The following is a 23145-nucleotide window of genomic DNA, read 5'->3' on the forward strand; positions in this document are numbered from 1 at the left end:
GCCGCATCGCCACGCCGGCCAATTCACTCAATTGTCAGAAGCTTTCTTTCAACCACTGCCCCATGCGGGCAAAGCGGCTGGTATTTCCCCCAAGCGACATGAGCAGACCGCTCTGTGACGCATGTGTTTCCTGGTCCGCGACCTGCGGATAGATCATCAGACCGACGGCCGTCGAAAAGGCTGGGCCCTTCGCTGCAGTCGGCAGGCCCGAGACGCCCATCGGACGACCGATTCTGACGTTGCGGGCAAGAATGCGACGCGCAACTTCGGCAAGGCCGGTCAGCTGGCTTGCACCACCCGTCAGCACGACGCGCTTGCCGACGATCGGGCTGAAGCCCGAGCGCTGGATGCGGTCGCGGATCAATTCCATGGTTTCCTCGATACGGGCGCTGACAATGCGCGATACCAAAGCGCGCGGCACTTGCGTCGGCAGGTCGCGTTCGTCTTCGCCGATCGGCGGGATCGAGATCAACTCGCGCTCGTCCGAGGAGTTCGGCATTGCGGAAGCATGAACGACCTTGAGGCGCTCGGCATCTTCGATACGGGTCGAAAGGCCGCGGGCGAGGTCCGTAGTGACGTGATGGCCGCCGAGGCTAACGGCATCCGTGTGCACGAGCTTACCTTCTGCAAAGACCGAAATCGTCGTCGTTCCGCCCCCCATATCGATCGCCGCGCAGCCCAGCTCGACTTCATCGTCGACGAGAGCTGCCAGACCGGAAGCATACGGCGTCGCAACGATTCCCTCAACCGAGAGGTGAGCGCGATTGACGCTGAGCTCGAGATTTTTAAGCGCGGTACGCTCAGCGGTGACGACGTGCATGTCGACGCCGAGAACGTCACCGTACATCGACAAGGGATCTCGGATACCGCGTTCGCCGTCGAGCGAGAAGCCGGTTGCCAGCGAATGCAGCACGGCACGATCCTGGCGCAGCGACTGCTGGCAGGCTGCCGACAGAACCTTCTTGAGGTCGTTCAGTTCGACTTCCTGGCCACCGAGATCGATGGTTGCGGTGTAGATGTCGCTCGTCAGACGACCGGCCGTGACGTTAACGATCAGGCTTTCGACCGTCAGGCCGGCCATGCGCTCGGCGGCATCGACAGCAAGGCGAATCACGCTTTCCAGCGCATCGAGGTCGGAAATCGCGCCGGTCTTGATGCCGCGCGAACGCTGGTGGCCAATCCCAATGATTTCAATGTTGTGCGTGCGACCGGGCAGCACCTGGCTTTCCTCGCGAGGCGTCAGGCGGCCGATCATGCAGACGACCTTCGTCGATCCGATGTCGAGCACCGAAACGACGTGGGACCGCTTCGACGAAAGCGGCTTCAGGCGCGGCAATCCGAAATGGGACGAACCGAACAAGCTCATATATTTTGCCCCGCCTTCTTCAAATCCTTGGTCCGCTGATCAAGCACAAGTTGCCGGCGCGCCATGGCTTCCGGCGTCAACTGAATTGCCGTGCGGTCGGTGAGCCTGAGATCGACCGCAGCGATGTCGCGCTCCAGAAGGTCCTGCTCCTTCATGAACTTCGACAGCCGCGCCAGAGCCAGATCGACATCGTCTTCCGGCAACTTCACCGCAACGCCGTTGTCCATGTGCAGATCCCAGCGGCGACCCGACACCCAGACGTAGGCCTTTACCCGCGCCCTGATCTCCGGCCACTTCGCAAATTCGGTTTCGAGCGAGGTTGCGGCAACTTCAGCACCGCGACCAACCACCAGCGGCAACTGCGAAAACTTGTTGTCACGCAGCGGAGCGATGACCGAGCCACCCTTCTCCACGAGAGAGAGCTCCTGGCCATGCTGCCAGATGGCGTAAGCCTGGCGCTCCGTGAGCTTTACCTCGACCGTCTTCGGATAGACCTTGCGAACTTCGACATTCTCGACCCAGGGAAGCTTCGCGATCTTCTGACGCGCAGCATCGACATCGAGCGCCACGAGCGAGGTCGTACCGTCCAGCCCCAACAACTGCAGGATCTCGATTTCGGAGGTCTCGGAATTGCCGGACACCTTCACGTCATCAATCGCAAAGCCTGCAGCCGTCGTCGTCGCCTGCGCAACCGCTTCGGTGTGACCACCGAGCGACATGCCGTAGAGACCCGTCGCCGCAAAGAATGCCAACGCGGATACCGTCCCAACGTGAGCCGGAATATGGATGCGGCCACTTCCGAGGCTGACAAGAAAGCGCACAACGCGACGCAGCGGGCGCGGCAGAACCAACCGACCATCACCCTCGGGAAACGAGAGCTCCGCCTGATGACTTGGGCGCCCTATTCTTTTGACCGTCACCGAGAACAAGAAGCGTCCTCCACCATCCAACGGAGAAATTCACCAAACGTGTAGCCGGCATGACCGGCCATTTCGGGCACCAGGGAGGTTGGAGTCATGCCTGGCTGAGTATTGATTTCCAGCCAGATGATTTCACCATCTTCGGAGAAGCGATCGTCGTAACGAAAGTCGGAGCGACTCACGCCACGGCAACCAATTGCTTGATGCGCCCTTAACGCCAATGATTGTATTTTTTGGTAAATATTCGGTGAAATTTCCGCCGGAATGACGTGTTTCGATCCACCTGCCACGTACTTGGCATCGTAGTCGTAGAAGCCATGCCCGACCGGCACGATTTCGGTGACGCCGAGCACTTGATCGCCCATCACACCGCAGGTCAGCTCTCGACCGTAGATGTAGCGCTCGACAAGAACCTGCTCGCCATAGCGCCATTCCGGAGAGCTGATGATTTGCGGAGGATGGGATTGATCTTCCTGAACGATCACTACGCCGAAGCTGGAACCCTCGCGCACAGGCTTCACGACGTAGGGAGGCTTCATCGGGTGCTCCGCCGGAAAGGCGAATCGATTGATCACCTCGGATTGAGCAACCGGAATGCCGACAGCGGCTGCAACGCCTTTGGCCTTCTCCTTGTCCATGGCGAGCGCTGATGCAAGCACCCCGGAGTGCGTATAGGGAATCTCGAGATATTCCAGGACGCCCTGGATCGTGCCATCCTCGCCATAGGGGCCATGCAGCGCATTGAAGACGACATCGGGCCGCAAGGCAGCAAGCTTGGCAGACACATCGCGATCGACGTCAATCCGCGTCACCTGGAAGCCCTCAGCCTCGAGAGCGTCCGCGCACGCCGTCCCGGAGGAAAGGCTTACCGGCCTCTCCGAGGAAAACCCGCCCATCAGGACAGCGACATGCTTGCGACTCATCAACACCCCCAAAAATAACCTGCAGTCTGAATTTCGACGCTTGCACCAAGCTTGTTTCCCGTCCGAATCTCGCTCGGTGACGCAGGTGTATTAGAGCCTGATTATGGTTAATGAAGTGTTTACTTTCGTTAATTTTTGCCTCGAACGCCCCTCCGGAGGAAGGCCGTGCAACGTTCAGAAAACCCCACGACAACGGCGGCTTTTGTGCAGCATCCCATCGGGAATCCGCACCAGTTCGATGGCTTTTCCGCCCGTCAGCTTTGAGGTTCGGCCACCCAGAAGCGCTGAATCGTCGGAAAAATGCAAAGCGTGCTAATTTTTTTTGCGTTTGTTACTCGGTGGGCATTTGCGCCGAATTAAAATTGCGTTAAGAGCCGCCTGCCTCCCAAGGGCAACGGTGTAATCCCAATTGGAATGAAAATGTCAGACGCGATATCAAGATTATCGCCGACGCCCGCTTTATCGAACAATGCGCAAGTCAACTCGCCGGCGCGTGTTCTGATCGCGAGCCTTGTCGGCACCACGATCGAATTCTTCGATTTTTACGTTTACGCCACAGCCGCCGTGCTGATCTTCCCGACGCTGTTCTTCCCGAACAGTGATCCGACGACGGCCCTGCTTGCTTCCTTTGCAACCTTCTCGATCGCCTTCTTCGCCCGTCCACTGGGCGCCGTGGTGTTCGGCCATTTCGGCGACAGGATCGGCCGCAAGACGACGCTCGTCGCCGCCCTGCTCACCATGGGCATTTCGACGGTCGTGATCGGCCTTCTGCCCTCCTACGAGTCGATTGGCGTTCTCGCGCCGCTGCTGCTCGCGCTCTGCCGCTTCGGCCAGGGCTTTGGCCTAGGCGGTGAATGGGGCGGCGCCGTGCTGCTCGCCACCGAGAATGCACCGGAAGGCAAGCGCAGCTGGTACGGCATGTTCCCGCAGCTCGGCGCGCCGGTCGGCCTGTTCCTCTCCTCGGGCATCTTCTGGCTGCTGCTGCAGGTCATGTCGCAGGATGATCTGCTGAGTTGGGGCTGGCGCGTGCCGTTCATCTCTTCGATTCTGCTGATCGCCATCGGTCTCTGGGTTCGTCTCTCGATCACCGAAACGCCGGCGTTCCAGAAGGCGATTGACAAGCAGGAGCGCGTTGCAGTCCCGGTTGCCGAACTCTTCCGCAAGCACAAGCGCAGCCTGTTCCTCGGCACCTTCGTGGCGCTCGCCACTTTTGTGCTGTTCTACATCGGCTCGGCTTACCTTCTGTCTTACAACGTCAAGGTCGTGAAGATTCCGTTCCCGGACGCGCTTAAGATCCAGATCGTCGGCTCCGTCGCCTTCGGTATTTTCATCCCGATATCAGGCAAACTCGCCGAGCGCTTCGGCCGCCGCGAGATGCTGATCCTCACCACCGTGCTGATTGGTATCTTCTCGTTCTTCCTGCCCGGTCTGATGACCGGCGGCGAAGGCAGCATTGTTGTGTTCGCGATCGTCTCCATGGCGCTGATGGGCATGACTTACGGTCTGATCGGCACGGCGCTTGCTGCGCCCTTCCCGACTGCCGTGCGCTATACCGGCTCGTCGATCACCTTCAACCTTGCCGGCATCTTCGGCGCTTCGCTGGCGCCCTACATTGCCACTTGGCTGCAGGCAAACTACGGCATGCAATATGTCGGCTACTATCTCGGTCTTTCTGCCGTCATCACCTTGATCTGCATTCTGGCCTCCGGCCGCAACGAAGTCTGATCACGAAAACAGTCCAGTTCGAAGGGCCGCGACGGGAAACTGCCGCGGCCCTTTTTCATTGTTGCCGGCTAACGCCTTGCCCCTAGATTCTCGAAAACGGGGAGAGCCGGGATGCTGACACGACGATCACTGCTGGCACAAAGTGTAGGCGCCGGAATCTCGCTGACACTGCCGTCCATTGCGAGGCCGGCCAGCGTCCCGCCGATCAATGTCACCTTCCTTGTCATCAACGACGTCCATGCGTGCCGCTTCGGAGACGGGCTAAGTCCCAACTGCCAGAGTGAAGGCAAGACCGACGCAAACCTGCTCCGTCACATTCTTGCGCTCAACGGCATTTACCACCAGGCATGGCCCACTGAGATCGCAGGGGAGGCGAGCGGCCTTCTGCTCGCCGGTCAGCCGATTGCGAGGCCGCAGGGCATCATCGTGTGTGGCGATGTCACCGATGATGGCGGCGGCCAGACTGCGGAGTTCGCAGAAGGGTCGCAGCTACTGGAGTTTTCTCAACGCTACCAGCAAGGACGCGGTGCCGACCACGTGCACTTTCCCGTCTATGTTGGGCTCGGCAACCACGATCTCGATCAGGACGGGCGCCCGCCGCAAATCGATTGGTATCGCGACGAACTGCGTGATTACGTGCAGATGAACCACAAGCCGAGCGTCTTCTTCAAGCCGCTGGTGCCTGTCGACAACTACGACGAAGCATCGGACAACTACTCCTGGAATTGGGGTGGCCTGCATCTGATTCAGGCGCAGCGTTACGCCGGGGACAACACAAGAGGTTCGGCAAGCAGCCTCGATTGGATGAAACGCGATCTCGAGACCTATGCGTCCGATGGCCGCCCGGTGGTCATCTTCCAGCACTATGGATGGGACCCGTTTTCCCTCGAGCGCTGGAATCCTGAAATGAAGACATTCACGTTAAGAGGAAGCGGTGCGCCCCACTGGTGGGGTGAATCGGAACGTCAGGAACTCCTCGCAACCCTCGAAGGCTACAACGTAATCGGTATTTTCCACGGCCACGAGCACAACACGCCGATGGCCTATCGGGTCGGCAAGCTGGACGTTTTCAAAGCAAAAGCCGCCTTCATGGGCGGCTTCTGCCTTGTCCGGGTGACAAGCAACACGATGGATGTAGCGATCGGCGAAGCCAGTGACGACAGGGGCGGCGTAACTTTCTCCACCGCCTTCAGCAAACGCCTCACGTAACGTTACTCGTTGGTTACTCCCTGGAAAGGACGAACCTCACGTCCTGGCATGAAGACGCCGAGACGCTTGATTTCCCACTCGAGCTTGATGCCGGATTTTTCGAAAACTTCGCGACGGACCTGTTCGCCGAGATATTCCAGATCATATCCCGTCGCCTGCCCCATGTTGATCATGAAATTGCAATGAAGCGACGACATCTGGGCGCCACCGATCACCAGCCCGCGGCATCCCGCTTCGTCGATGAGCTTCCAGGCGGAATGGCCGTCCGGATTCTTGAAGGTCGAGCCGCCCGTCTTCTCGCGGATCGGCTGGACCGTTTCACGATGACTGCGCACGGCATCCATCTCGGCTCGGATCTTGGCGCGGTCCTCGCTATACCCTTCGAAGAGCACCGAGGTGAAAATCAGATCGCTCGGCACCGATGAATGACGGTAGGAATAGCCCATATCCGCGTTCGACAGGACAAGCTTGTTGCCCTTGCGATCAACCGCATTCACCTCGACGAGCCGCTCGCGCGTCTCCCCGCCGTTGGCGCCGGCGTTCATGCGCGCTGCGCCACCAATGCTGCCGGGAATACCGTAGTAGAAATGGAAGCCGCCGATGCCGTTGTCCATAGCCATGGCTGCGACATGCTTATCGGGGCAGATCGCACCAGCGCGGATGCGGTTCTCGCCCGCAAGCTCGACGGCGCCGAAGCCCTTTGCCGAAAGCCGCAACACCACGCCGGGAATGCCGCCGTCACGAACCAGGATGTTCGATCCGACGCCAACGACGGTGACCGGGACTTCCTCCGGCAAAAGCTTGAGGAAAGCAATCAGGTCGTCCTCATCATGCGGCTGGAACATCAACTCGGCCAGACCGCCAGCGTGGAACCACGTGACACGGTCCATCGGCGCATCCGGCGTGATCCTACCGCGGATGTTCTTTACACCGTCGCCGAGCGACGCAAGAAGCTTTTCCCCATTCACCTGTTTCATGCAGATATTCCCGAAAGGCTTTCCAATTGCTTGGGCAACGCTGCCGCCCAGTATGTGATACTCCCAGCCCCCAACAGAACCACAAAATCCCCCGGCTTTGCAATCTCTGCGACCATTTCAGGCAAAAGCTCTTGGGAAGGCAGGAAGCGGGCATCGCGGTGACCGCCCGATTTGATCCGGGATACGAGTGCCTCGGAATTCACCCCTTCGATCGGATCCTCACCCGCCGCATAGACAGGCGCGAGGAAAATGCTGTCCGCATCGTTGAAGCAAGACGCGAACTCCTCGAAGAGGCTGGATAGCCGCGAATAGCGATGCGGCTGATGAACTGCGATCACGCGACCCTTGCAGGCTTCGCGCGCAGCGCGCAGCACGGCTTTGATCTCGACCGGATGGTGGCCGTAGTCGTCGAAGATCTGGACGCCATTCCATTCGCCGGTCAGCGTGAAGCGGCGCTTGACGCCGCCGAAGGAGGCCAGTCCCTTGGCAATGTCGTCGCTGGACATACCGAGGCGATTGGCAACCGCGATCGCGGCGGTGGCATTGGATATGTTGTGCCGTCCGGGCATCGGCATCACGAGATTGTCGAGCCTGATCACCTGCCCGGTTCTCCGGCGGCGGATCTCTACGTCGAAGATCGAGCGCGGACCATCGACACGGACATTCATGAAACGAACGTCGGCCTGTGGATTCTCGCCATAGGTAACGATCTTGCGGTCCTCGATCCGGCCGACCAGCGCCTGAACTTCCGGATGGTCGAGGCACAGCACGCCGAAGCCGTAGAACGGCACGTTCTCGACGAACTGGCGGAATGCGGCGCGAACCGCATCGAAATTGCCGTAGTGATCCAGATGCTCGGGGTCGATGTTAGTGATGACGGCAACGTCGGCGGGAAGCTTCAGGAACGTGCCGTCAGACTCGTCGGCCTCCACCACCATCCACTCACCCTCACCCATGCGAGCGTTGGTGCCATAGGCATTGATGATACCGCCGTTGATGACGGTAGGGTCGAGACCGCCTGCCTCCAACAGCGTTGCCACCAGCGACGTGGTTGTGGTCTTGCCATGCGTACCGCCGATCGCGATCGCATTGCGGAACCGCATCAATTCGGCAAGCATCTCCGCCCGGCGAACGACCGGCAGCAGCTTTTCACGCGCCGCGACAAGCTCGGGGTTGTTCTTCTTGATCGCAGTCGAGACGACCACCACTTCGGCGTCACCGAGGTTTTCTGCCTTGTGGCCGACGAAGACTTCGATGCCCTTGTCACGCAAGCGTTGCACGTTGGCGCTGTCGGCCTGATCCGATCCCTGCACGCGGTGACCGAGATTGTGGAGCACCTCGGCAATGCCGCTCATGCCGATGCCGCCGATGCCGATGAAATGAACGAGGCCGATGGCCTTCGGCATTTTCATGCGCGTTTCCCCTTGAACTCTGCAATTGTACGTCGTGCCGCAATAGCCTCTACCATGTCGGCAAGCAAGTTCGCAGCGTCGGGTTTACCCGCTTGCTTGGCTGCAGCGGCCATCCGGGCGAGCTTTTCCGGGTCGTTCATCGCATGGGTGAGTATCGAAGCGATCTTCTCCGGCGAAAGCTCGGCCTGCGGAATGACCTTGGCTCCGCCGGTTGCCGCAAGGGCTGCCGCGTTCGCCGCCTGATCGTGGTCCAAAGCATGTGGGTAAGGCACAAGCACTGCCGGCCGCCCGATCACGGAAATCTCCGAAACCGTGGATGCACCGGAACGGCAGATGACGAGATGTGCCGCGGCAAGTCGTTCGGCCATGTCGTTGAAGAACGGCGCCGTATCAGCAGCCATCTTCAATTGAGCGACGCAAGCGCTCAACATGCCCATATCTTCCGGACGCACTTGCTGGGTGATGCGCAGGCGATCGCGAAGCCCGTCCTCGAGCAAGCTGATGGCTGTCGGCATCGCCTTGGAGAAATACTGCGCGCCCTGGCTGCCGCCAAAGACGACGAGATTGAAAGGCTCACCGGGATTGGACTGAGAATACGCCACTTTCGCCGCCTCGATGATGGTCGGTCGCACCGGATTGCCCGTTGTCACCGTCTTGTTCGGAAACTGGCCGCCGCCTTCGGGCAGGAACCCGCCTGCAATCGCCTGCACACGGCTAGCCAGCGCCTTGTTGGCGCGGCCCATCACGGCGTTCTGCTCGTGGATCATCGCAGGCACGCCGAGGCGCGTTGCAGCGAGTAGCGGCGGTACGGTGGGATACCCGCCGAAGCCAACGACCACCACTGGCTTGAGACGCGCGATAAGCTTCTTGGCAGCCCGCATTCCGGTCCACAGCGTCCACAGCGAGCGCGCGACAGTGACCGGATTCTTGGAGCCGATCGTCGACGACGGCACGACATGAATCTCATCGGCCGGGAATTTGCCGGCATAACGCTCGGCACGGCTATCGGTGACCAGGTGCACGGAATAGCCGCGCTCCTTCAGCTTGTAGGCCAGAGCCTCCGCAGGAAACACATGGCCGCCGGTTCCCCCGGCGGCAAGCAGGACAATGCCTTTACTCATAAGCAATTACTCCGCCGGCATTCCGTGCGCGACGCGGAAGAGGCTCCGATCCTGCGCACGTTTTTCCGGCCTATGACGCGTCAGCGCGAGAATGAACCCGGCGGTAACGCAGATGGCGACCATGGACGAACCGCCGTAGGAAATCAGCGGCAGGGTCATGCCTTTCGCCGGTAGCAGTTCGAGATTAACGCCTACGTTGATGATCGACTGTATGCCGATCTGCAGCACGAGGCCAGCGACGGCAAAGCGGTTGAAGTCGTTCCGCTCCCTGTAGGCATGCGAGAGACCGCGCAGCACGAGGACCGAAAACAGCGCGACGAGCGCCATGCAGAAGACGATACCGAACTCTTCGGCCGCGACCGAGAAGATGAAGTCGGTATGCGCATCCGGGATGATGCGCTTGACGATACCCTCGCCTGGGCCCTGTCCGAACCAGTCCCCGCGGATGATGGCTTCGCGCGCCGTATCGATCTGGAAGGTGTCACCTTCGCCGGTCAGGAACTTGTCGATGCGCAGCGCCACGTGCGGGAAGATGTAGTAGGCGCTGACAAGGCCGCCGACACCGCCTGCGCCGAGCAGGATGATCCAGATCCACGGCATGCCGGCCATGAAGAACATGCCGCCCCAGACGGCGGTCGTCAGGATCGTCTGTCCAAGGTCAGGCTGTGCGACCAGAAGGGCCGCGACAATGCCGAAAAGTATGATGGCAAACAGGTTGCCCGGAATTTCCGGCTGGCGCGCATGCTCGGCGAAGAGCCAGGCGCAGACGACGACGAATGCCGGCTTCATGAACTCGGAGGGCTGGATCGAGATGCCGGCCAAGGTAACCCAGCGGCGGGAACCCTTGACCTCGACGCCGAAGAACAGAGCCAGCAGCATCATGCCAAGGGCGACGATCAACAGGATGATCGCCGTTCGCCGCACCTGGCGGGGCGTAAGAAAGGAGAGACCAACCATCACCGCGAGTGACGGGATCATGAAAGCGGCATGGCGCTTGACGAAGTGGAACGGCTCCAGCCCGATGCGTTCGGCGACGGCGGGCGACGCGGCGAAGGACAGCATGAACCCGATGCCCATCAGGAAGATGAACATCGCCAGGAAGAAGCGGTCGATGGTCCAAAACCAATCGGCCAGAGGCCCACGTTCCGCGCGGCTTACCATGTCATTTATCTCCTGTTGCCGAATCGATCAGCATGGTGATTCCGTCGAGCGCTGCCACATGGCTGACAAATGCATCGCCCCTGACTTCGAAGTTCTTATATTGATCGAAGCTTGCGCAAGCCGGGGATAGCATCACGGCAAGAGGACCGCTTTCATCTCTTTCGGCATCGGCAGCAGCGTGCGCGACGGCGCGCTCCAACGTCCCCGAAATCTCGTAGGGCACTGTCTCGCCAAGCGTCGCGGCAAATTCGGCAGCGGCTTCGCCGATCAGATAAGCCTTGGCGATCCGCGGGAAGAACCCCGTCAGTGAGGTGATGCCTCCGGCTTTCGGCAAGCCGCCGGCGATCCAGTAAATGCGGTCGTAGCTCGACAACGCCGGAGCCGCGGCATCGGCGTTGGTGGCCTTCGAGTCGTTGACGAAGACGACGTTGCCGCGACGCCCGACCGGCTGCATCCGGTGCTTGAGGCCGGGAAAGGATGCGAGCCCGGCGCGTATCTCTTCTTCAGAGACGCCGACGGCCAGGCATGCGGCAACCGCCGCTGCGGCATTCTGTGCGTTGTGGCTGCCGCGCAGCGTCTGGATCCCGTCGAGATCGGCAATCGACTTTGTTGCGCCTCCCGAGGCCTGGATGAGCTTCGTTCCATCCGCGTAGATGCCGTAGGGAAGTGCATGACGGCGGGAAATGCGCATGACCTTGCCGCCGGCCCGCTCGATACGATCCGCGATCATCTGGCAGTGGCTGTCGTCCACGCCGATGACGGCGATGTCACTGCCGGCAACCAGCCGCTCCTTGATGTCGGCATAGTGCTGCATCGTGCCATGACGATCGAGATGATCCGGCGTCAGGTTGAGCAGGATGCCGGCGGACGGATTGACCGTCGGCGCGAGGTCGATCTGGTAGGACGAGCATTCGACGACGTAAAAACGTCCATCCTTCGGCGGGTCGAGCGTCAGCACCGGCGTCCCGATATTGCCGCCGAGTTGCGTATCGCGGCCGCTCGACTTCAGGATATGCGCGATCAGCGCTGTCGTCGTCGACTTGCCGTTGGTACCGGTAATGGCAATGAACGGGCAATCGGGGGCATGGGCCCGGCGCTCGCGCACGAAGAGCTCGACGTCGCCGACGACATCGACGCCGGCGGCACGCGCAAGATCAACGGTCCAGTGCGGCTTGGGATGCGTCAGCGGCACACCCGGTGAGAGCACGAAAAGCGACTGCGCGCTCCAGTCGATGGTGCGCAGATCGGCGGTATGGATGCCCTCGGCGGCGGCTTTGGTAACGCTATCCGGATTATCATCCCAGGCGGTCACCTCGGCGCCGCCCATTTTCAGCGCGCGCGCCGTGGCAAAGCCGGAACCGCCGAGCCCGAACAGCGCGACCTTCTTTCCTGATAGCGTCGTAACGGGAATCATCGCCGCCTCACCGCAGCTTCAGGGTGGAGAGACCAAGCAGGGCAAGACCGACCGCGATGATCCAGAACCGGATCACTACCTGGCTTTCCGTCCAGCCCTTCTTCTCGAAATGGTGATGGATCGGCGCCATCAGGAAGACGCGCCGGCCGGTCATCTTGAAGTAGCCAACCTGGATGATGACCGAGAGCGTTTCCATCACGAACAGGCCACCGATGATCGCCATGACGATCTCATGCTTGGTAGCGACGGCAACCGTGCCGATCGTGCCGCCAAGCGCCAGCGAGCCGGTGTCGCCCATGAAGATTGCGGCGGGCGGCGCGTTGAACCAGAGGAATCCGAGGCCGGCTCCGATGACGGCCCCGAGCACCACCGAGAGCTCGCCGGTGCCCGGTACGAAGTTGATCTGCAGATAGTTTGCAAAGACTGCATTACCCGCGAGATACGCAATCACCCCGAAGGATGCTGCGGCGATCATGACCGGCACGATGGCGAGCCCATCGAGACCATCGGTCAGGTTCACGGCATTGCCGGCACCGACGATCACGAAGCCGCCGAAGAGGACGAACATGATGCCGAGGTTGATCATGAAGTCCTTGAAGAACGGGAACGCGATCGATGAGCCGAAGGTCGAACCCGCGGTTCCGGATGCAAGTGCCGTTCGCATCATGAAGTAAACGGCAATGCCTGCGATCACGAACTCGATGCCGAGTCGCGCCTTGCCGGAGAAGCCCTTGTGGCTTTGCTTGGTGACCTTCAGGTAGTCGTCATAGAAGCCGATCGCGCCGAAACCGAGGGTGACGAGCAGCGTGGCAACCACGTAGACGTTGGAAAGATCAGCCCATAGCAGCGACGACCCGACGATACCCGCGAGGATCATCAGGCCGCCCATGGTCGGCGTACCTGCCTTCTTGAAGTGTGTCTGCGGACCGTCGGCGCGGATCGGCTGCCCCTTGCCTTGGCGGATGCGCAGCGAGTTGATGATCGTCGGACCAAAGAGGAAGACAATGAAGGCGGACGTAAACAGGGAGGCGCCCGTGCGGAAGGTAATGTACCTGAAGAGATTCAAGAATTTCAGGTGTTCCGACAGTTCGACAAGCCAAATCAGCATTCAGGGCCCCTTGTTTACCCGCTCAAAAATCGCGTTGCGTGTCGGCAAATGGCGGGAACTTGTCAAGAAGCGCGGCGACGATCTTGCCGAAACCTATGCCCAGTGACGATTTTACCATCAGCACGTCGCCAGCCACGACGGAGTTCAGTACGTATTCGCTTAGTTCTTCTGTCGTCTCGTAGTGAACGACCTGGACGCTCTCCGGGAGCGATTCCTTCAGCGCAGCCATTTCACGACCGGCCAGCCAGACATGCTCAATGCCGGCAGCAAGCAACGGCCCCGCCAGATCCGAATGGACCCTTTCCGCGTAGTCGCCCATCTCCAGCATGTCGCCGAGTACGGCGATGCGCCGCCCCGCCCCCGTCGGCACCGCGCTCGCAAGCACGGCGATTGCCGCCCTCATAGAGGCGGGATTGGCGTTGTAGCTCTCGTCGATGACGGTGAAGGCGCCGTGGTCGATCATCAGCCGATGACGGCGGCCCCTGCCCTTCTCGGGCTGGAGCGTCGCGAGGGCGCCGATCGCCTGCTGCATGTCCGCACCGACTATCTTCACGACCCCGAGGGCAGCCAGCGCATTCTCCGCGATGTGCCGGCCCGGCGCACCGATTGCCACTTCCTTCGTGTCGCCGTCGATGGTGATCCAGAGCGTCGAACTCTGGTCCGAGCCGTTAAACTCTGCCAGGCGGAAATCCGCTTTCGCGTGCTGACCGAAGGAATGGATGTGGTTGATACCGCAAGCTTGTGCCGTCCGCTCCAGAAAGTTGAACTGGTCGTTGTCTCGATTGAGCACGACCTGCCCACCGGACACGACGCCTTCGAAAATCTCGGCCTTGGCCGTCGCGATCTCGCGGATGCTCTTGAAGTTGCCAAGGTGTGCCGGCGCGATAGTCGTGATCACGGCGACATGCGGCTTGATCATCTTGACCAGCGGGCGGATCTCGTCCGGATGGTTCATGCCCACTTCGAAGACACCAAAATACGTGTCGAGCGGCATCCGGGCGAGCGTGAGGGGTACGCCCCAGTGATTGTTGAATGAGGCAACGGAAGCGTGCACCTTGCCCGATGGAGACAAGACCCGGCGCAGCATCTCCTTGGTGGTCGTCTTGCCGACCGAACCGGTGACGGCAATGATCTGGGCGCGCGAACGGGCGCGAGCAGCCTGTCCGAGCTTTCCGAGTGCCGCCAACACATCTTCGACAACGATCACTGGGACCGTGAGCCGCCCCATGGCTGGCAGGCGCGCTTCGCTGACGACGAGAAGAGCGGCTCCGTTTGCCATCGCCATCGACGCGAAGTCGTGGCCATCGACGCGGTCGCCCTTGATGGCGAAGAAGGCTTCGCCGGGCGCAATGGAGCGGCTGTCGATGGAAATCCCGGTAATGCCCTCAGGCAAAGTGCCGAACGGCCGCCCTGCCATGGCGGCAATCATGTCTTCCGTCGTCCAAAGCCAGTTCACGGTTTCAGCTCCTCCAAAGCCTTACGCAATTCGGCGTGATCCGAAAACGGCAGGGTGACGCTCCCTATCGTCTGCCCTTCCTCGTGCCCCTTGCCGGCGACGATCAGCGTGTCGCCGGATGTCAGCATTCCGACCGCCGTTCGGATCGCCTCGGCGCGGTCGCCGATTTCGGTTGCGCAGCCAGCGGCCGCCATGATCTCGGCGCGGATGCTCGTCGGCTCTTCGGAGCGCGGATTGTCGTCCGTGACAATCACCACATCGGCCAGACGGCAAGCGATTTCGCCCATGATCGGGCGCTTGCCGCGATCACGGTCGCCGCCGCAGCCAAAGACGACGATCACCCGGCCGGTTGTAAACGGCCGAACGGATTCCAGGACATTGGCGAGCGCGTCCGGCTTGTGTGCGTAGTCAACATAAGCAAGCGCGCCGTCCCTGGTGTGGCCCACCAGCTCCAGCCGACCCGACGCGCCCTGCAGCTTTTCGAGCGCCGCCATTGCAACCTTCGCCGGCACGCCCGTCGACATGGCGAGACCTGCCGCGACGAGCGCATTGGCCACCTGGAAGTCGCCGGCAAGCGGAATGTCGACCTCGAAGATCTGGTCCGCGGCATGGATTTCAGCCACCTGCTTGTGGCGGAAATGCTCGACACGCTTCAGCGTCAGGTAGTCGCCCTTGCGACCAACGGTGCGGACGTCATGACCCGCGTCGCGTGCCGCCTTGACGGCTTGCTCCGACCACGCATCGTCGGCGAAAATCACGGCCGGTGCGCCCTTGGGCAGCAGAGTATCGAACAGCCGCATCTTCGCGGCCATGTAGCTTTCGATCGTCGGATGGTAGTCCATGTGATCGCGGCCGAGGTTGGTAAAGGCAGCGGCTGCGAGCTTGACGCCATCGAGACGGCCCTGATCGAGGCCATGGCTGGAGGCCTCCATCGAGGCGTGCGTGACCCCCTCCCCGGAGAGCTCGGCCAGCAATTTGTGGAGCGAGACCGGATCGGGCGTCGTCAGCGAGCCATATTCATTGCGCGTCGGAGAGACGACACCAGTCGTACCGATCATCGCCGCGGGATGGCCGGCATAGGCCCAGATCTGCCGCGTGAAGGAAGCAACCGACGTCTTGCCGGCAGTACCGGTCACGGCAACCATCGTTTCCGGCTGCTTGCCATAGAAATGAGAGGCCGCAATCGAGAGGAAGCGGCGTGGATCGTTCACGACGAGAACAGGTATGGAAGCATCAATGCCATGGGACGCAATGGCCACGACAGCACCGCGCGTTGCCGCGTCTGCGATAAAACCTGCTCCATCTGCCTTCGTCCCGGCGACAGCTACAAACACCATTCCGGGTTCGATCTTGCGGCTGTCGGAAGAAATGCCGGAAACCGCCAGCGCCCCGACAGACCCGGCTAATTGATTCTCAAGTTCCGGAAATGCATTCCCGGCGATGTCTCGCAAGTTCATCGAATGTACTTTTCTCTCTCGAGCCGCCGCGCCCCCGTGGCGAATCGGCTCCGACATTCATTCAGACTCAATAAGACACCAACATGGCCGATCCGTCGTCACCGAACTTGGGTTCCACACCGAGAATTGGCGCTGCGCGGGCAATGATGTTCTTTACCATGGGTGCAGCAGTATAGGCGGCGATGTTCTGACCCTTCTCGCCATTGTGCGGTTCATCGCAGAACGTCAGCACGACATACTTCGGATCCTCGATCGGAAATGCTGCGAGGAACGCATTGAAATTGAGGTTCGTCGCATAGCGGCCATTGACCACCTTGTCAGCCGTGCCAGTCTTGCCGCCGACGTTGAAGCCGGGCACGTCAGCATTGCGGCCGGACCCCTTGATGCCATTCAGCTTGAAGAGATAGCGGACGTCGTCGCTGGTCGACTTCTTGACGACCACTTCTGCAACCTCGTCCGCCTGTTCGCGATTGCGCGGCAGGAAGGTAGGCTCGATGAGCTTTCCGCCGTTGACGAGCGCCGCGCCGGCAACCGCCGTCTGCAGTGGCGTCGTGGAAACGCCGTGGCCGAAGGAAATCGTGATCGAGTTGATCTTCTTCCAAACCTTCGGTTGGCTTGGCATCTTCACTTCCGGCAGTTCGGTCTGCAGCTTGGTCAAAAGGCCGAGCTTCGTAAGATAATCCTTCTGAGCATCCATGCCGACAATGTCGATGATGCGAGCGGTACCGACGTTCGACGAATACTGGAACACCTCAGGCAGCGTCAGCCAACGGCGCTGGCCGTGGAAGTCGTGAATGGTGAAGCCGCCGATGCGGATCGGCTGCGTCGCATCGAAGCTGTCGTTCAGGCTGACCTTGCCCGTGTCGAGCGCCATGGCAAGCGAGAACGTCTTGAAGGTCGAGCCCATTTCGAACGTGCCGTTCGACATGCGGTTCAGCCAGCCCTCCTTGGCGCCCTCCAGCGGGTTATTCGGATCGAAATCCGGGGCCGAGGCCATTCCTAGCACTTCGCCGGTATGAATATCGAGGATGACAGCGCCGGCGCCCTTTGCCTCGTAGTTCTTGACCGCGTTGACGACGACATCGCGCACGATGTTCTGGACGCGGACGTCAATCGACAGGCGAACGGGCTCAAGCGGCTGATCGCTTGTCATGCCGACGGAAGCGAGGTCGGCAAGGCCCTGATCGTCAATGTATTTTTCCATGCCGGCAACGCCGCGGTTGTCGATGTTGACGTAACCGAGAATGTGCGCTGCGGTGGCTCCACCTGGATAAAAGCGGCGCTTCTCAGGGCGGAAGCCGATGCCGGGAATGCCGAGTGCAAGGATCTGGCTCTGCTGCTTCGGCGTCAGCTGGCGACGCAGCCAGGCGAAGTGGGACGTGCGGTTCGCGAGCTTCTTGTAGGTACCCTTCATGTCGAGGTCGGGCATAACGGTGGCGAGTTTCTCCACCGCCTCGTCGGGATCGACAACCTTGTTCGGCTCGGCAAAGAGGGAGACGGTGCGGATATCGGTCGCCAGCACTTCGCCGTTTCTGTCCAGGATATCCGGGCGCGACGCCATCAGACGATCAGGCGGCAGGATGCTGGACACGACATCGGGATCGCGGACTGCGTATTCGACGAGACGCCCGCCGATCACACAATAAACGGCAACGAAGCCGACGATCAGGAGCCCGACGCGGCTCTTGGCCTGTCCCGCCCTCTTCTTTCGCGATCCCTCGATCGGCCTAGTGCCGCCGAGGCGGTTGTGCGTGCCGGCGGAGAAATGCGCCTGGCTCTTCAAGACCATGATGCGTGAAAGAAACGACATCTCTACTCCACCGATCCGGTTGCCATCATGTCTTCTTCTTCGGGTTCAGGCGCCACCGCCTTCGGCTTCGCCTTGGCACCGGCCTTCGCTTCGGTAATGTCGGGAACCGGAACTTGCGACTTCAGCATCGGCAGTTCCTTGGCATGAACCAGCGACGTGGAAGCCGTCGGCTGCAGCTGAAGCTCGCCATTGTAGTTGTTGACGAGCCGCTCGAGCCTGTTCGGCTGGGACAACAGAGCCCAATCGGCCTTCAACAGATCGATGGTATCCTTCTCGAGCTTGATCTCCGCTTCAAGGCGATGAACTTCCTCGAGCTTGAGCTCGGCATGGTGCTTGATCGTGTAGGTGACAGCCGCAGCTGCTGTCATGACACCGACGAGGATGAGGTCCAAGGTTCTCAACATATCAGGCTCCGAGCTTTCCGAGACTCGCCAGATTCGGCAATCCGAAGATGGAAATATCCGCCGCTTCGGCAGGTGCGGCAGTGCGCAGCCCTGCCCGCAGCTTGGCAGATCGCGCCCGCGGGTTTGCCTGCGCCTCCGCCTCGGTCGCAGCAACCATCGGCTTGCCGATCCGCTCAAAGGTCGCCGCACGCTCGTGCGCGACGGGCAGATGACGCGAGCCCGAAGCCTTGCCGGCGCGATCAGAGAAGAAGGTCTTGACGATCCGATCCTCGAGCGAATGGAAGGTAACCACAACGAGACGCCCGCCGGGCTTCAGCACGCGCTCGGCGGCAAACAGCGCCTGCGCCAGCTCGCCAAGTTCGTCGTTGACGAAAATCCGCAACGCCTGGAAGACGCGGGTCGCCGGATGAATCTTGTCCTTCATCTTGCGCGGCGTGACGAGCTCGATCAGCCCTGCAAGATCGCGCGTCGTCTCGAACGGCTTTTCAGCCCGCCGTTTTTCAATCGCATGCGCAATGCGCGGCGACTGACTTTCCTCTCCGAGAAAGTGAAAGATGCGAATGAGATCGGCAACCTTGGCGCGATTGACCACATCGGCCGCGGAAACGCCTGCCGCCGACATCCGCATGTCCAGCGGACCATTCTTCTGGAACGAGAAGCCGCGCTCGGCCTCATCGATCTGCATTGAGGACACGCCGATATCGAGCACGACTCCATCCAGCCCGCCCGATGGAGCAGCATCGGCCAATTGAGAGAACTGCGAATGAACGAGCTTCAAGCGGCCTTCGCTTTCAGCGACAAGGGCCTGGCCAGCTTCGATAGCGGTCGGATCGCGATCCAGGGCGATCACATTGGCGCCGGCACCCAGAATGGCAGAAGTATAGCCGCCCGCACCGAAGGTGCCATCGAGAATGATTTTGCCCGGCAACGGCTCGAGCGCGGCAAGCACCTCATTGAGAAGAACCGGAATGTGGCGAACCGGTCCGCCACCGGCATCAGTTGAATCTCCGCCAGGATTCGCCGTCATTCCGTTCCCTCGTACCTTTAGGAACGCCTGCCCGCCAGCCGACGCCCTCCTCGTGCCCGCACCTGAGCAGCCTGAAATGCCTGCGGCTGCCACAGCTGAAAATGATCCGCCCGACCAACGAAGGTCACTTCGTCCGAGATACCGGTGAAGTCGCGGATGAAATCCGTGACCATCAGCCGGCCTTCCGCATCGAGCCTCATGAAGATACCGCCCCCGTGGATGAGAAGCGACATCTCGTTCGCGTCCGGCGAAAACGGATCCTCCGCAGAGATCTGACGCTCGAACCTCTCCAGGAGATCCGGACCGCCGACACTGATCGCCGGAAACACAAAGTCCTGGAAACAATAGAGCTCCTGAACATTGCGCTGCGCCAACACGGATCGAAACGCCGCCGGCACGGAAACCCTGCCCTTGGAATCGATCCTGTTGGTCGCATTTGAAAGGAAGCGGCTCATGACACGAAACATCCGTTCCCGAAAGAGCCCGGACTGAACTCAAACGCCCGGAACCCTGAAATTCAGGCACAGCTTCGCGAGCCGAATGGGCAAGACCCCATCCGGCGCTTCCGGAACGGAAGACACCTTGGCTTTGCGATTGGTGGGCACCTACTTGCCCTTGCGCAGTGCATGAATGGGATAACATGGGACCATATGGGCGTCAATGGGAAACGCCCGTCTCACGATGAGCGCCGTATCGAAAATTTATAAGCTGTTAAGTTTAACAAAGGGTTAGGACCGCACTTACCGATGCCGCGAACCAGCCCTGCGAGCACGCGCCCGAAGGCGACCGATGGCTCAGATCAGCACAACCAAATATGCAATTTCCAACAAAGGCTTAAGGCTTGCTCTTCAACAGTGGCAGGCGCCGATCCGAGGCGCCCCATGAAGAGGTATGCAGCCGCTATCCCCTTTGAAGTAAGCGACCAAGCTATCCGGATATTGCCATGTGCAAAATAATAAGGAGGCGGAGAATTGAATCGGTTCAGCGCTGCCGCATATTAATGCAAGCTAAATAAGTAACCGTGGAGTAATAGTATGACAAACTTCACATTAAAGGGACTTCTTTACGGGCGCTTTGAACCGGAAAAGCGTATTCCACTGTCGCAGTCAGGCATGACGACCGACATCCAATGCGATTCCTGCGGCAAGATATTCAAGCGCTGGTCCATTCTCGCGCGCAGCAGCACCACCTGCGATGAATGCCTGGCAAAGGCACCGACCGCCCACTAGCAATCGACGACATCAACAAGACGCGTCTTAGCAAAGGTAGTTCGCCAGTTGGCCTGTAAGCCGGGTTCTGTATGGCCCCGGCCGAAGCCGGAACGTGGCAGCCATTCCTCTGGGACAGCGTTCGCACACTGCCTCACGCAACCCACCCGGATGACTGACCTGGAAACCAGCCGGAAGGCTTTCGCCTCCCACGTCATCCCTATTCGGTCTTGCTCCCGGTGGGGTTTACCTTGCCATCGCCGTTACCGGAGATGCGGTGGGCTCTTACCCCACCCTTTCACCCTTACCTGCCGAGGCAGGCGGTTTGCTTTCTGTGGCACTTTCCCTGAGGTCGCCCTCGCCGGACGTTATCCGGCACCGTGTTTCCGTGGAGCCCGGACTTTCCTCACCCTACCGCCTTTCGGCATTGGTAAAGCGCGGCTGCCCGGCCAACTGGCACGGCTCCCTTAGCGGAGACGCGAAGCGAATGCCACTGAAATATCTTCGAGCTCTGCGCGTACTCGCAACGGGCGCCCCTCCCCGACCGGATGCGTGCCTAGCGAAAGACCGGCGTCAGCTCCCTGCCGAAGTCCTCGGCGCCGAGCCAGCCTTGCGTCATGACGACCGCGCCCAGTCGGCCGAGCTCATCCGATGATTTCGCGGCAACGAAATTGCCACCGGCCAGAACCGCAATTCGTGGAGAATCCGTATAACCCATATAGGGATAGGCTGTTGCCGTGAAGGTTGCCACGCACGGCGCCGAGGTTGTTGCGCAACCCGCCAATGCGGGCATGTGCTGCAGGGCCGTTGACACCAGCAGGTCGCGCTCCGCCAGATCACCGTCGGAGCGAAACCATGTTCCGACATCCTCAAGCGTCTCGAATGAGCGCGTTTCCAACTCGCCGCCGAGTTTGAGATAGAACTTGCCGTCGGGATAGCGCACCGGCGGAAGGATATAGACATGGTCCTCGTCGCGGTCGCCGAAGATAATGGCAGAGGGCATTTCGGAGAAAACCGCCATTTCCCGCTCCCCAAGCTCGAAGAAGGCAACGGTGCGCGCAGCGATCCTGACATCGATGGCAGCAGGGAGAAGACCGTTGAAATTACTGAAGCCGCCGGCTGCGACCAGGACGCGCTCGGCGGTGTAGCGCTTGCCGCCGGCATGAACCTCCACGAACATACCCTCGTCGCGAACAGAGGCAACAGTCGCATCGATAACCGTCACGCCCGCCTGCTCGGCAAGCTTGGCTTGCGCCCGGACCAAAGCGCGCGGGTTGATGTGGCCCGCGCGTTTCGCTTCGAAATAACCGTTGAACGACGGGTTGAGATCGAACTGAGGAAAGCGGTCTCGCAACGCCGTCGGCGTCAGCGTTTCGACGTCGAGACCGAGTGTTTCGCTGACCTGCAGCGCCCGTCCGAGATATCGCTCCCCCGGTTGGGCGGGTGGTCCGGCAAAAAGACAACCCGCTTCCGTGAAAAAGGAAATGCCGCTCTTCGCTTCGATTTCGTGGTAGCGGTCGAGCGAGCGTGCCGCCAGCGTCGCCCAAACCGCATTGTCGTCGAAGGACCGCGTGATGCGGGCCTCATCGTAGTGGCTGGCAAAGACGCCATGATGGCTCTTGCGCTCAACTGGCTCACTGGGGCCGATGAGCGCAACACCTTCGATCATCCCGGAGAGATGGCGGGCCGCAGCCGCGCCCATCATTCCGCGCCCGACGATGATCACCTTGAAATCCACTGCCATGTATCACCTCATTTCGGAGGCCAGATAACACAGGCACGATGTTGAATCATATTCTTAAGTGCCCGCTCGAAGTAATTATCAGACAGGCAGTTTCAGGTGATCAGTCAAGCATCGCCAGGACCTTACCGCAATAGGCCTTGGAGACCGGGTTCATGCGGGTTGCGCCATGGCCGGCATTGTACTTCAAGATCGTGTCGCAGGTCTCACCACCGCCGAGTTCATGTGCTGCGGCCAGGTATTTCATGCCGAACCTGATGTTGGTCTCCGGATCGAACAACCCCTTGCTCGTCCCCGAGTAACCCATCATCCTTGCTGTCGCCGGCTTGATCTGCATGAGACCGATTTCACCGGCACTACCGCGTGCATTCGGATTGAAATTGCTCTCGACGCGAACGACGGCCTGAGCGAGCTCGGCAGGAACGTTATATTGCTTTGCGTACTTGATAATGAGAGCCGAATATTTGTTGGCCGTGAAGTCCGGCATTGCATAGCCGCTAGTCCGATCAACAGTCTTCAAAGGAACCGTCTGTGCCCTTGCGCCCCATTCACCCGCGAAAGCGCAATTCATGCCCATCAACAGTGCACTTGCGCACACTGTAGCAGAAATAATCCTATTCATTCAGTCTAATTACTCCGACCCAAAGAATTTCCGGACCGCATTTTAAATAACGATCCAGTTTTATGCGGCAGATATTTATTAGAG

20 protein-coding genes and 1 other RNA gene are annotated in these 23145 nt (G+C 60.3%); 3 read left to right on the forward strand and 18 right to left on the reverse strand.

All coding sequences use genetic code 11. The features are described 5' to 3' along the window. Positions 1-34 precede the first annotated feature (34 nt). The 3 genes from ftsA to AS026_RS25510 are packed head-to-tail and all read right to left on the reverse strand — an operon-like array spanning position 35 to position 3209. The gene (gene ftsA, locus AS026_RS25500) at positions 35-1366 is read right to left on the reverse strand and encodes a cell division protein FtsA (protein WP_018858330.1); all 1332 of its coding nucleotides are present in this window, start codon (positions 1364-1366) and stop codon (positions 35-37) included. Beyond that, on the reverse strand, positions 1363-2295 hold the full coding sequence (locus tag AS026_RS25505) for a cell division protein FtsQ/DivIB (protein ID WP_025659380.1): 933 nt from the start codon (positions 2293-2295) through the stop codon (positions 1363-1365). Before AS026_RS25505 ends, ftsA begins: the two co-directional genes overlap by 4 nt. Beyond that, the gene (locus AS026_RS25510) at positions 2283-3209 is read right to left on the reverse strand and encodes a D-alanine--D-alanine ligase (protein WP_018858328.1); all 927 of its coding nucleotides are present in this window, start codon (positions 3207-3209) and stop codon (positions 2283-2285) included. Before AS026_RS25510 ends, AS026_RS25505 begins: the two co-directional genes overlap by 13 nt. Positions 3210-3629: 420 nt before the next feature. On the opposite strand from AS026_RS25510, the gene AS026_RS25515 reads away from it, so the two are divergent. Both AS026_RS25515 and AS026_RS25520 read left to right on the forward strand, forming a co-directional pair. Next, positions 3630-4934: an MFS transporter gene (locus AS026_RS25515; protein WP_062372873.1), complete on the forward strand. Its 1305-nt coding sequence runs from the start codon at positions 3630-3632 to the stop codon at positions 4932-4934. A gap of 111 nt (positions 4935-5045) precedes the next feature. Next, positions 5046-6143, forward strand: coding sequence for a metallophosphoesterase (locus tag AS026_RS25520; RefSeq protein WP_062372609.1), 1098 nt, complete (start codon positions 5046-5048; stop codon positions 6141-6143). Between the two features lie 2 nt (positions 6144-6145). On the opposite strand, the gene murB is transcribed toward AS026_RS25520, so the two are convergent. The 12 genes from murB to mraZ form a co-directional block, all read right to left on the reverse strand. Beyond that, complete coding sequence (gene murB / locus AS026_RS25525) at positions 6146-7120, reverse strand: UDP-N-acetylmuramate dehydrogenase (protein WP_018858326.1); 975 nt, start codon at positions 7118-7120, stop codon at positions 6146-6148. Then, on the reverse strand, positions 7117-8532 hold the full coding sequence (gene murC, locus AS026_RS25530) for a UDP-N-acetylmuramate--L-alanine ligase (protein ID WP_025659377.1): 1416 nt from the start codon (positions 8530-8532) through the stop codon (positions 7117-7119). Before murC ends, murB begins: the two co-directional genes overlap by 4 nt. Continuing rightward, positions 8529-9653: an undecaprenyldiphospho-muramoylpentapeptide beta-N-acetylglucosaminyltransferase gene (murG, locus tag AS026_RS25535; protein ID WP_062372613.1), complete on the reverse strand. Its 1125-nt coding sequence runs from the start codon at positions 9651-9653 to the stop codon at positions 8529-8531. The genes murC and murG overlap by 4 nt, the downstream gene beginning before the upstream one ends. Before the next feature lie 6 nt (positions 9654-9659). Then, positions 9660-10814, reverse strand: coding sequence for a putative lipid II flippase FtsW (gene ftsW / locus AS026_RS25540; protein ID WP_025659375.1), 1155 nt, complete (start codon positions 10812-10814; stop codon positions 9660-9662). A 1-nt stretch (position 10815) separates the two neighbouring features. Further along, the gene (murD, locus tag AS026_RS25545) at positions 10816-12228 is read right to left on the reverse strand and encodes a UDP-N-acetylmuramoyl-L-alanine--D-glutamate ligase (RefSeq protein ID WP_062372616.1); all 1413 of its coding nucleotides are present in this window, start codon (positions 12226-12228) and stop codon (positions 10816-10818) included. A 7-nt stretch (positions 12229-12235) separates the two neighbouring features. Further along, on the reverse strand, positions 12236-13336 hold the full coding sequence (mraY, locus tag AS026_RS25550; protein ID WP_018858321.1) for a phospho-N-acetylmuramoyl-pentapeptide-transferase: 1101 nt from the start codon (positions 13334-13336) through the stop codon (positions 12236-12238). Between the two features lie 22 nt (positions 13337-13358). After that, positions 13359-14792, reverse strand: coding sequence for a UDP-N-acetylmuramoylalanyl-D-glutamyl-2,6-diaminopimelate--D-alanyl-D-alanine ligase (locus AS026_RS25555; RefSeq protein ID WP_025659373.1), 1434 nt, complete (start codon positions 14790-14792; stop codon positions 13359-13361). Then, positions 14789-16249 carry a UDP-N-acetylmuramoyl-L-alanyl-D-glutamate--2,6-diaminopimelate ligase gene (locus AS026_RS25560; RefSeq protein ID WP_062372620.1) on the reverse strand — a complete coding sequence of 487 codons (1461 nt, stop codon included), beginning with the start codon at positions 16247-16249 and terminating at the stop codon, positions 14789-14791. Before AS026_RS25560 ends, AS026_RS25555 begins: the two co-directional genes overlap by 4 nt. Before the next feature lie 67 nt (positions 16250-16316). After that, a complete protein-coding gene (locus AS026_RS25565; RefSeq protein WP_062372623.1) occupies positions 16317-18059 on the reverse strand; it encodes a peptidoglycan D,D-transpeptidase FtsI family protein in 1743 nt (580 codons plus the stop codon). 2 nt (positions 18060-18061) lie between these two features. Then, positions 18062-18463: a cell division protein FtsL gene (gene ftsL / locus AS026_RS25570; RefSeq protein ID WP_018858317.1), complete on the reverse strand. Its 402-nt coding sequence runs from the start codon at positions 18461-18463 to the stop codon at positions 18062-18064. A 1-nt stretch (position 18464) separates the two neighbouring features. Beyond that, on the reverse strand, positions 18465-19490 hold the full coding sequence (gene rsmH, locus AS026_RS25575; protein ID WP_025659371.1) for a 16S rRNA (cytosine(1402)-N(4))-methyltransferase RsmH: 1026 nt from the start codon (positions 19488-19490) through the stop codon (positions 18465-18467). Positions 19491-19507: 17 nt separating this feature from the next. After that, positions 19508-19945 carry a division/cell wall cluster transcriptional repressor MraZ gene (mraZ, locus tag AS026_RS25580; protein WP_062372876.1) on the reverse strand — a complete coding sequence of 146 codons (438 nt, stop codon included), beginning with the start codon at positions 19943-19945 and terminating at the stop codon, positions 19508-19510. 579 nt (positions 19946-20524) lie between these two features. Between mraZ and AS026_RS25585 the strand changes: the two genes are divergently transcribed. Next, positions 20525-20719: a hypothetical protein gene (locus AS026_RS25585; protein ID WP_018858314.1), complete on the forward strand. Its 195-nt coding sequence runs from the start codon at positions 20525-20527 to the stop codon at positions 20717-20719. A 40-nt stretch (positions 20720-20759) separates the two neighbouring features. Here the strand turns inward: AS026_RS25585 and rnpB are convergent. The 3 genes from rnpB to AS026_RS25600 all read right to left on the reverse strand — a co-directional run bounded on the left by rnpB (position 20760) and on the right by AS026_RS25600 (position 23061). Continuing rightward, positions 20760-21155: RNase P RNA component class A (gene rnpB, locus AS026_RS25590), an RNA gene on the reverse strand. Between the two features lie 99 nt (positions 21156-21254). Next, the gene (locus AS026_RS25595; RefSeq protein WP_062372628.1) at positions 21255-22442 is read right to left on the reverse strand and encodes an FAD-dependent oxidoreductase; all 1188 of its coding nucleotides are present in this window, start codon (positions 22440-22442) and stop codon (positions 21255-21257) included. Positions 22443-22542: 100 nt separating this feature from the next. Next, the gene (locus AS026_RS25600; protein ID WP_025659368.1) at positions 22543-23061 is read right to left on the reverse strand and encodes a lytic transglycosylase domain-containing protein; all 519 of its coding nucleotides are present in this window, start codon (positions 23059-23061) and stop codon (positions 22543-22545) included. Positions 23062-23145: the final 84 nt, after the last annotated feature.

The sequence above is a fragment of the Rhizobium altiplani genome, assembly GCF_001542405.1.
GTDB classification, from domain to species: Bacteria; Pseudomonadota; Alphaproteobacteria; order Rhizobiales; family Rhizobiaceae; genus Rhizobium; species Rhizobium altiplani.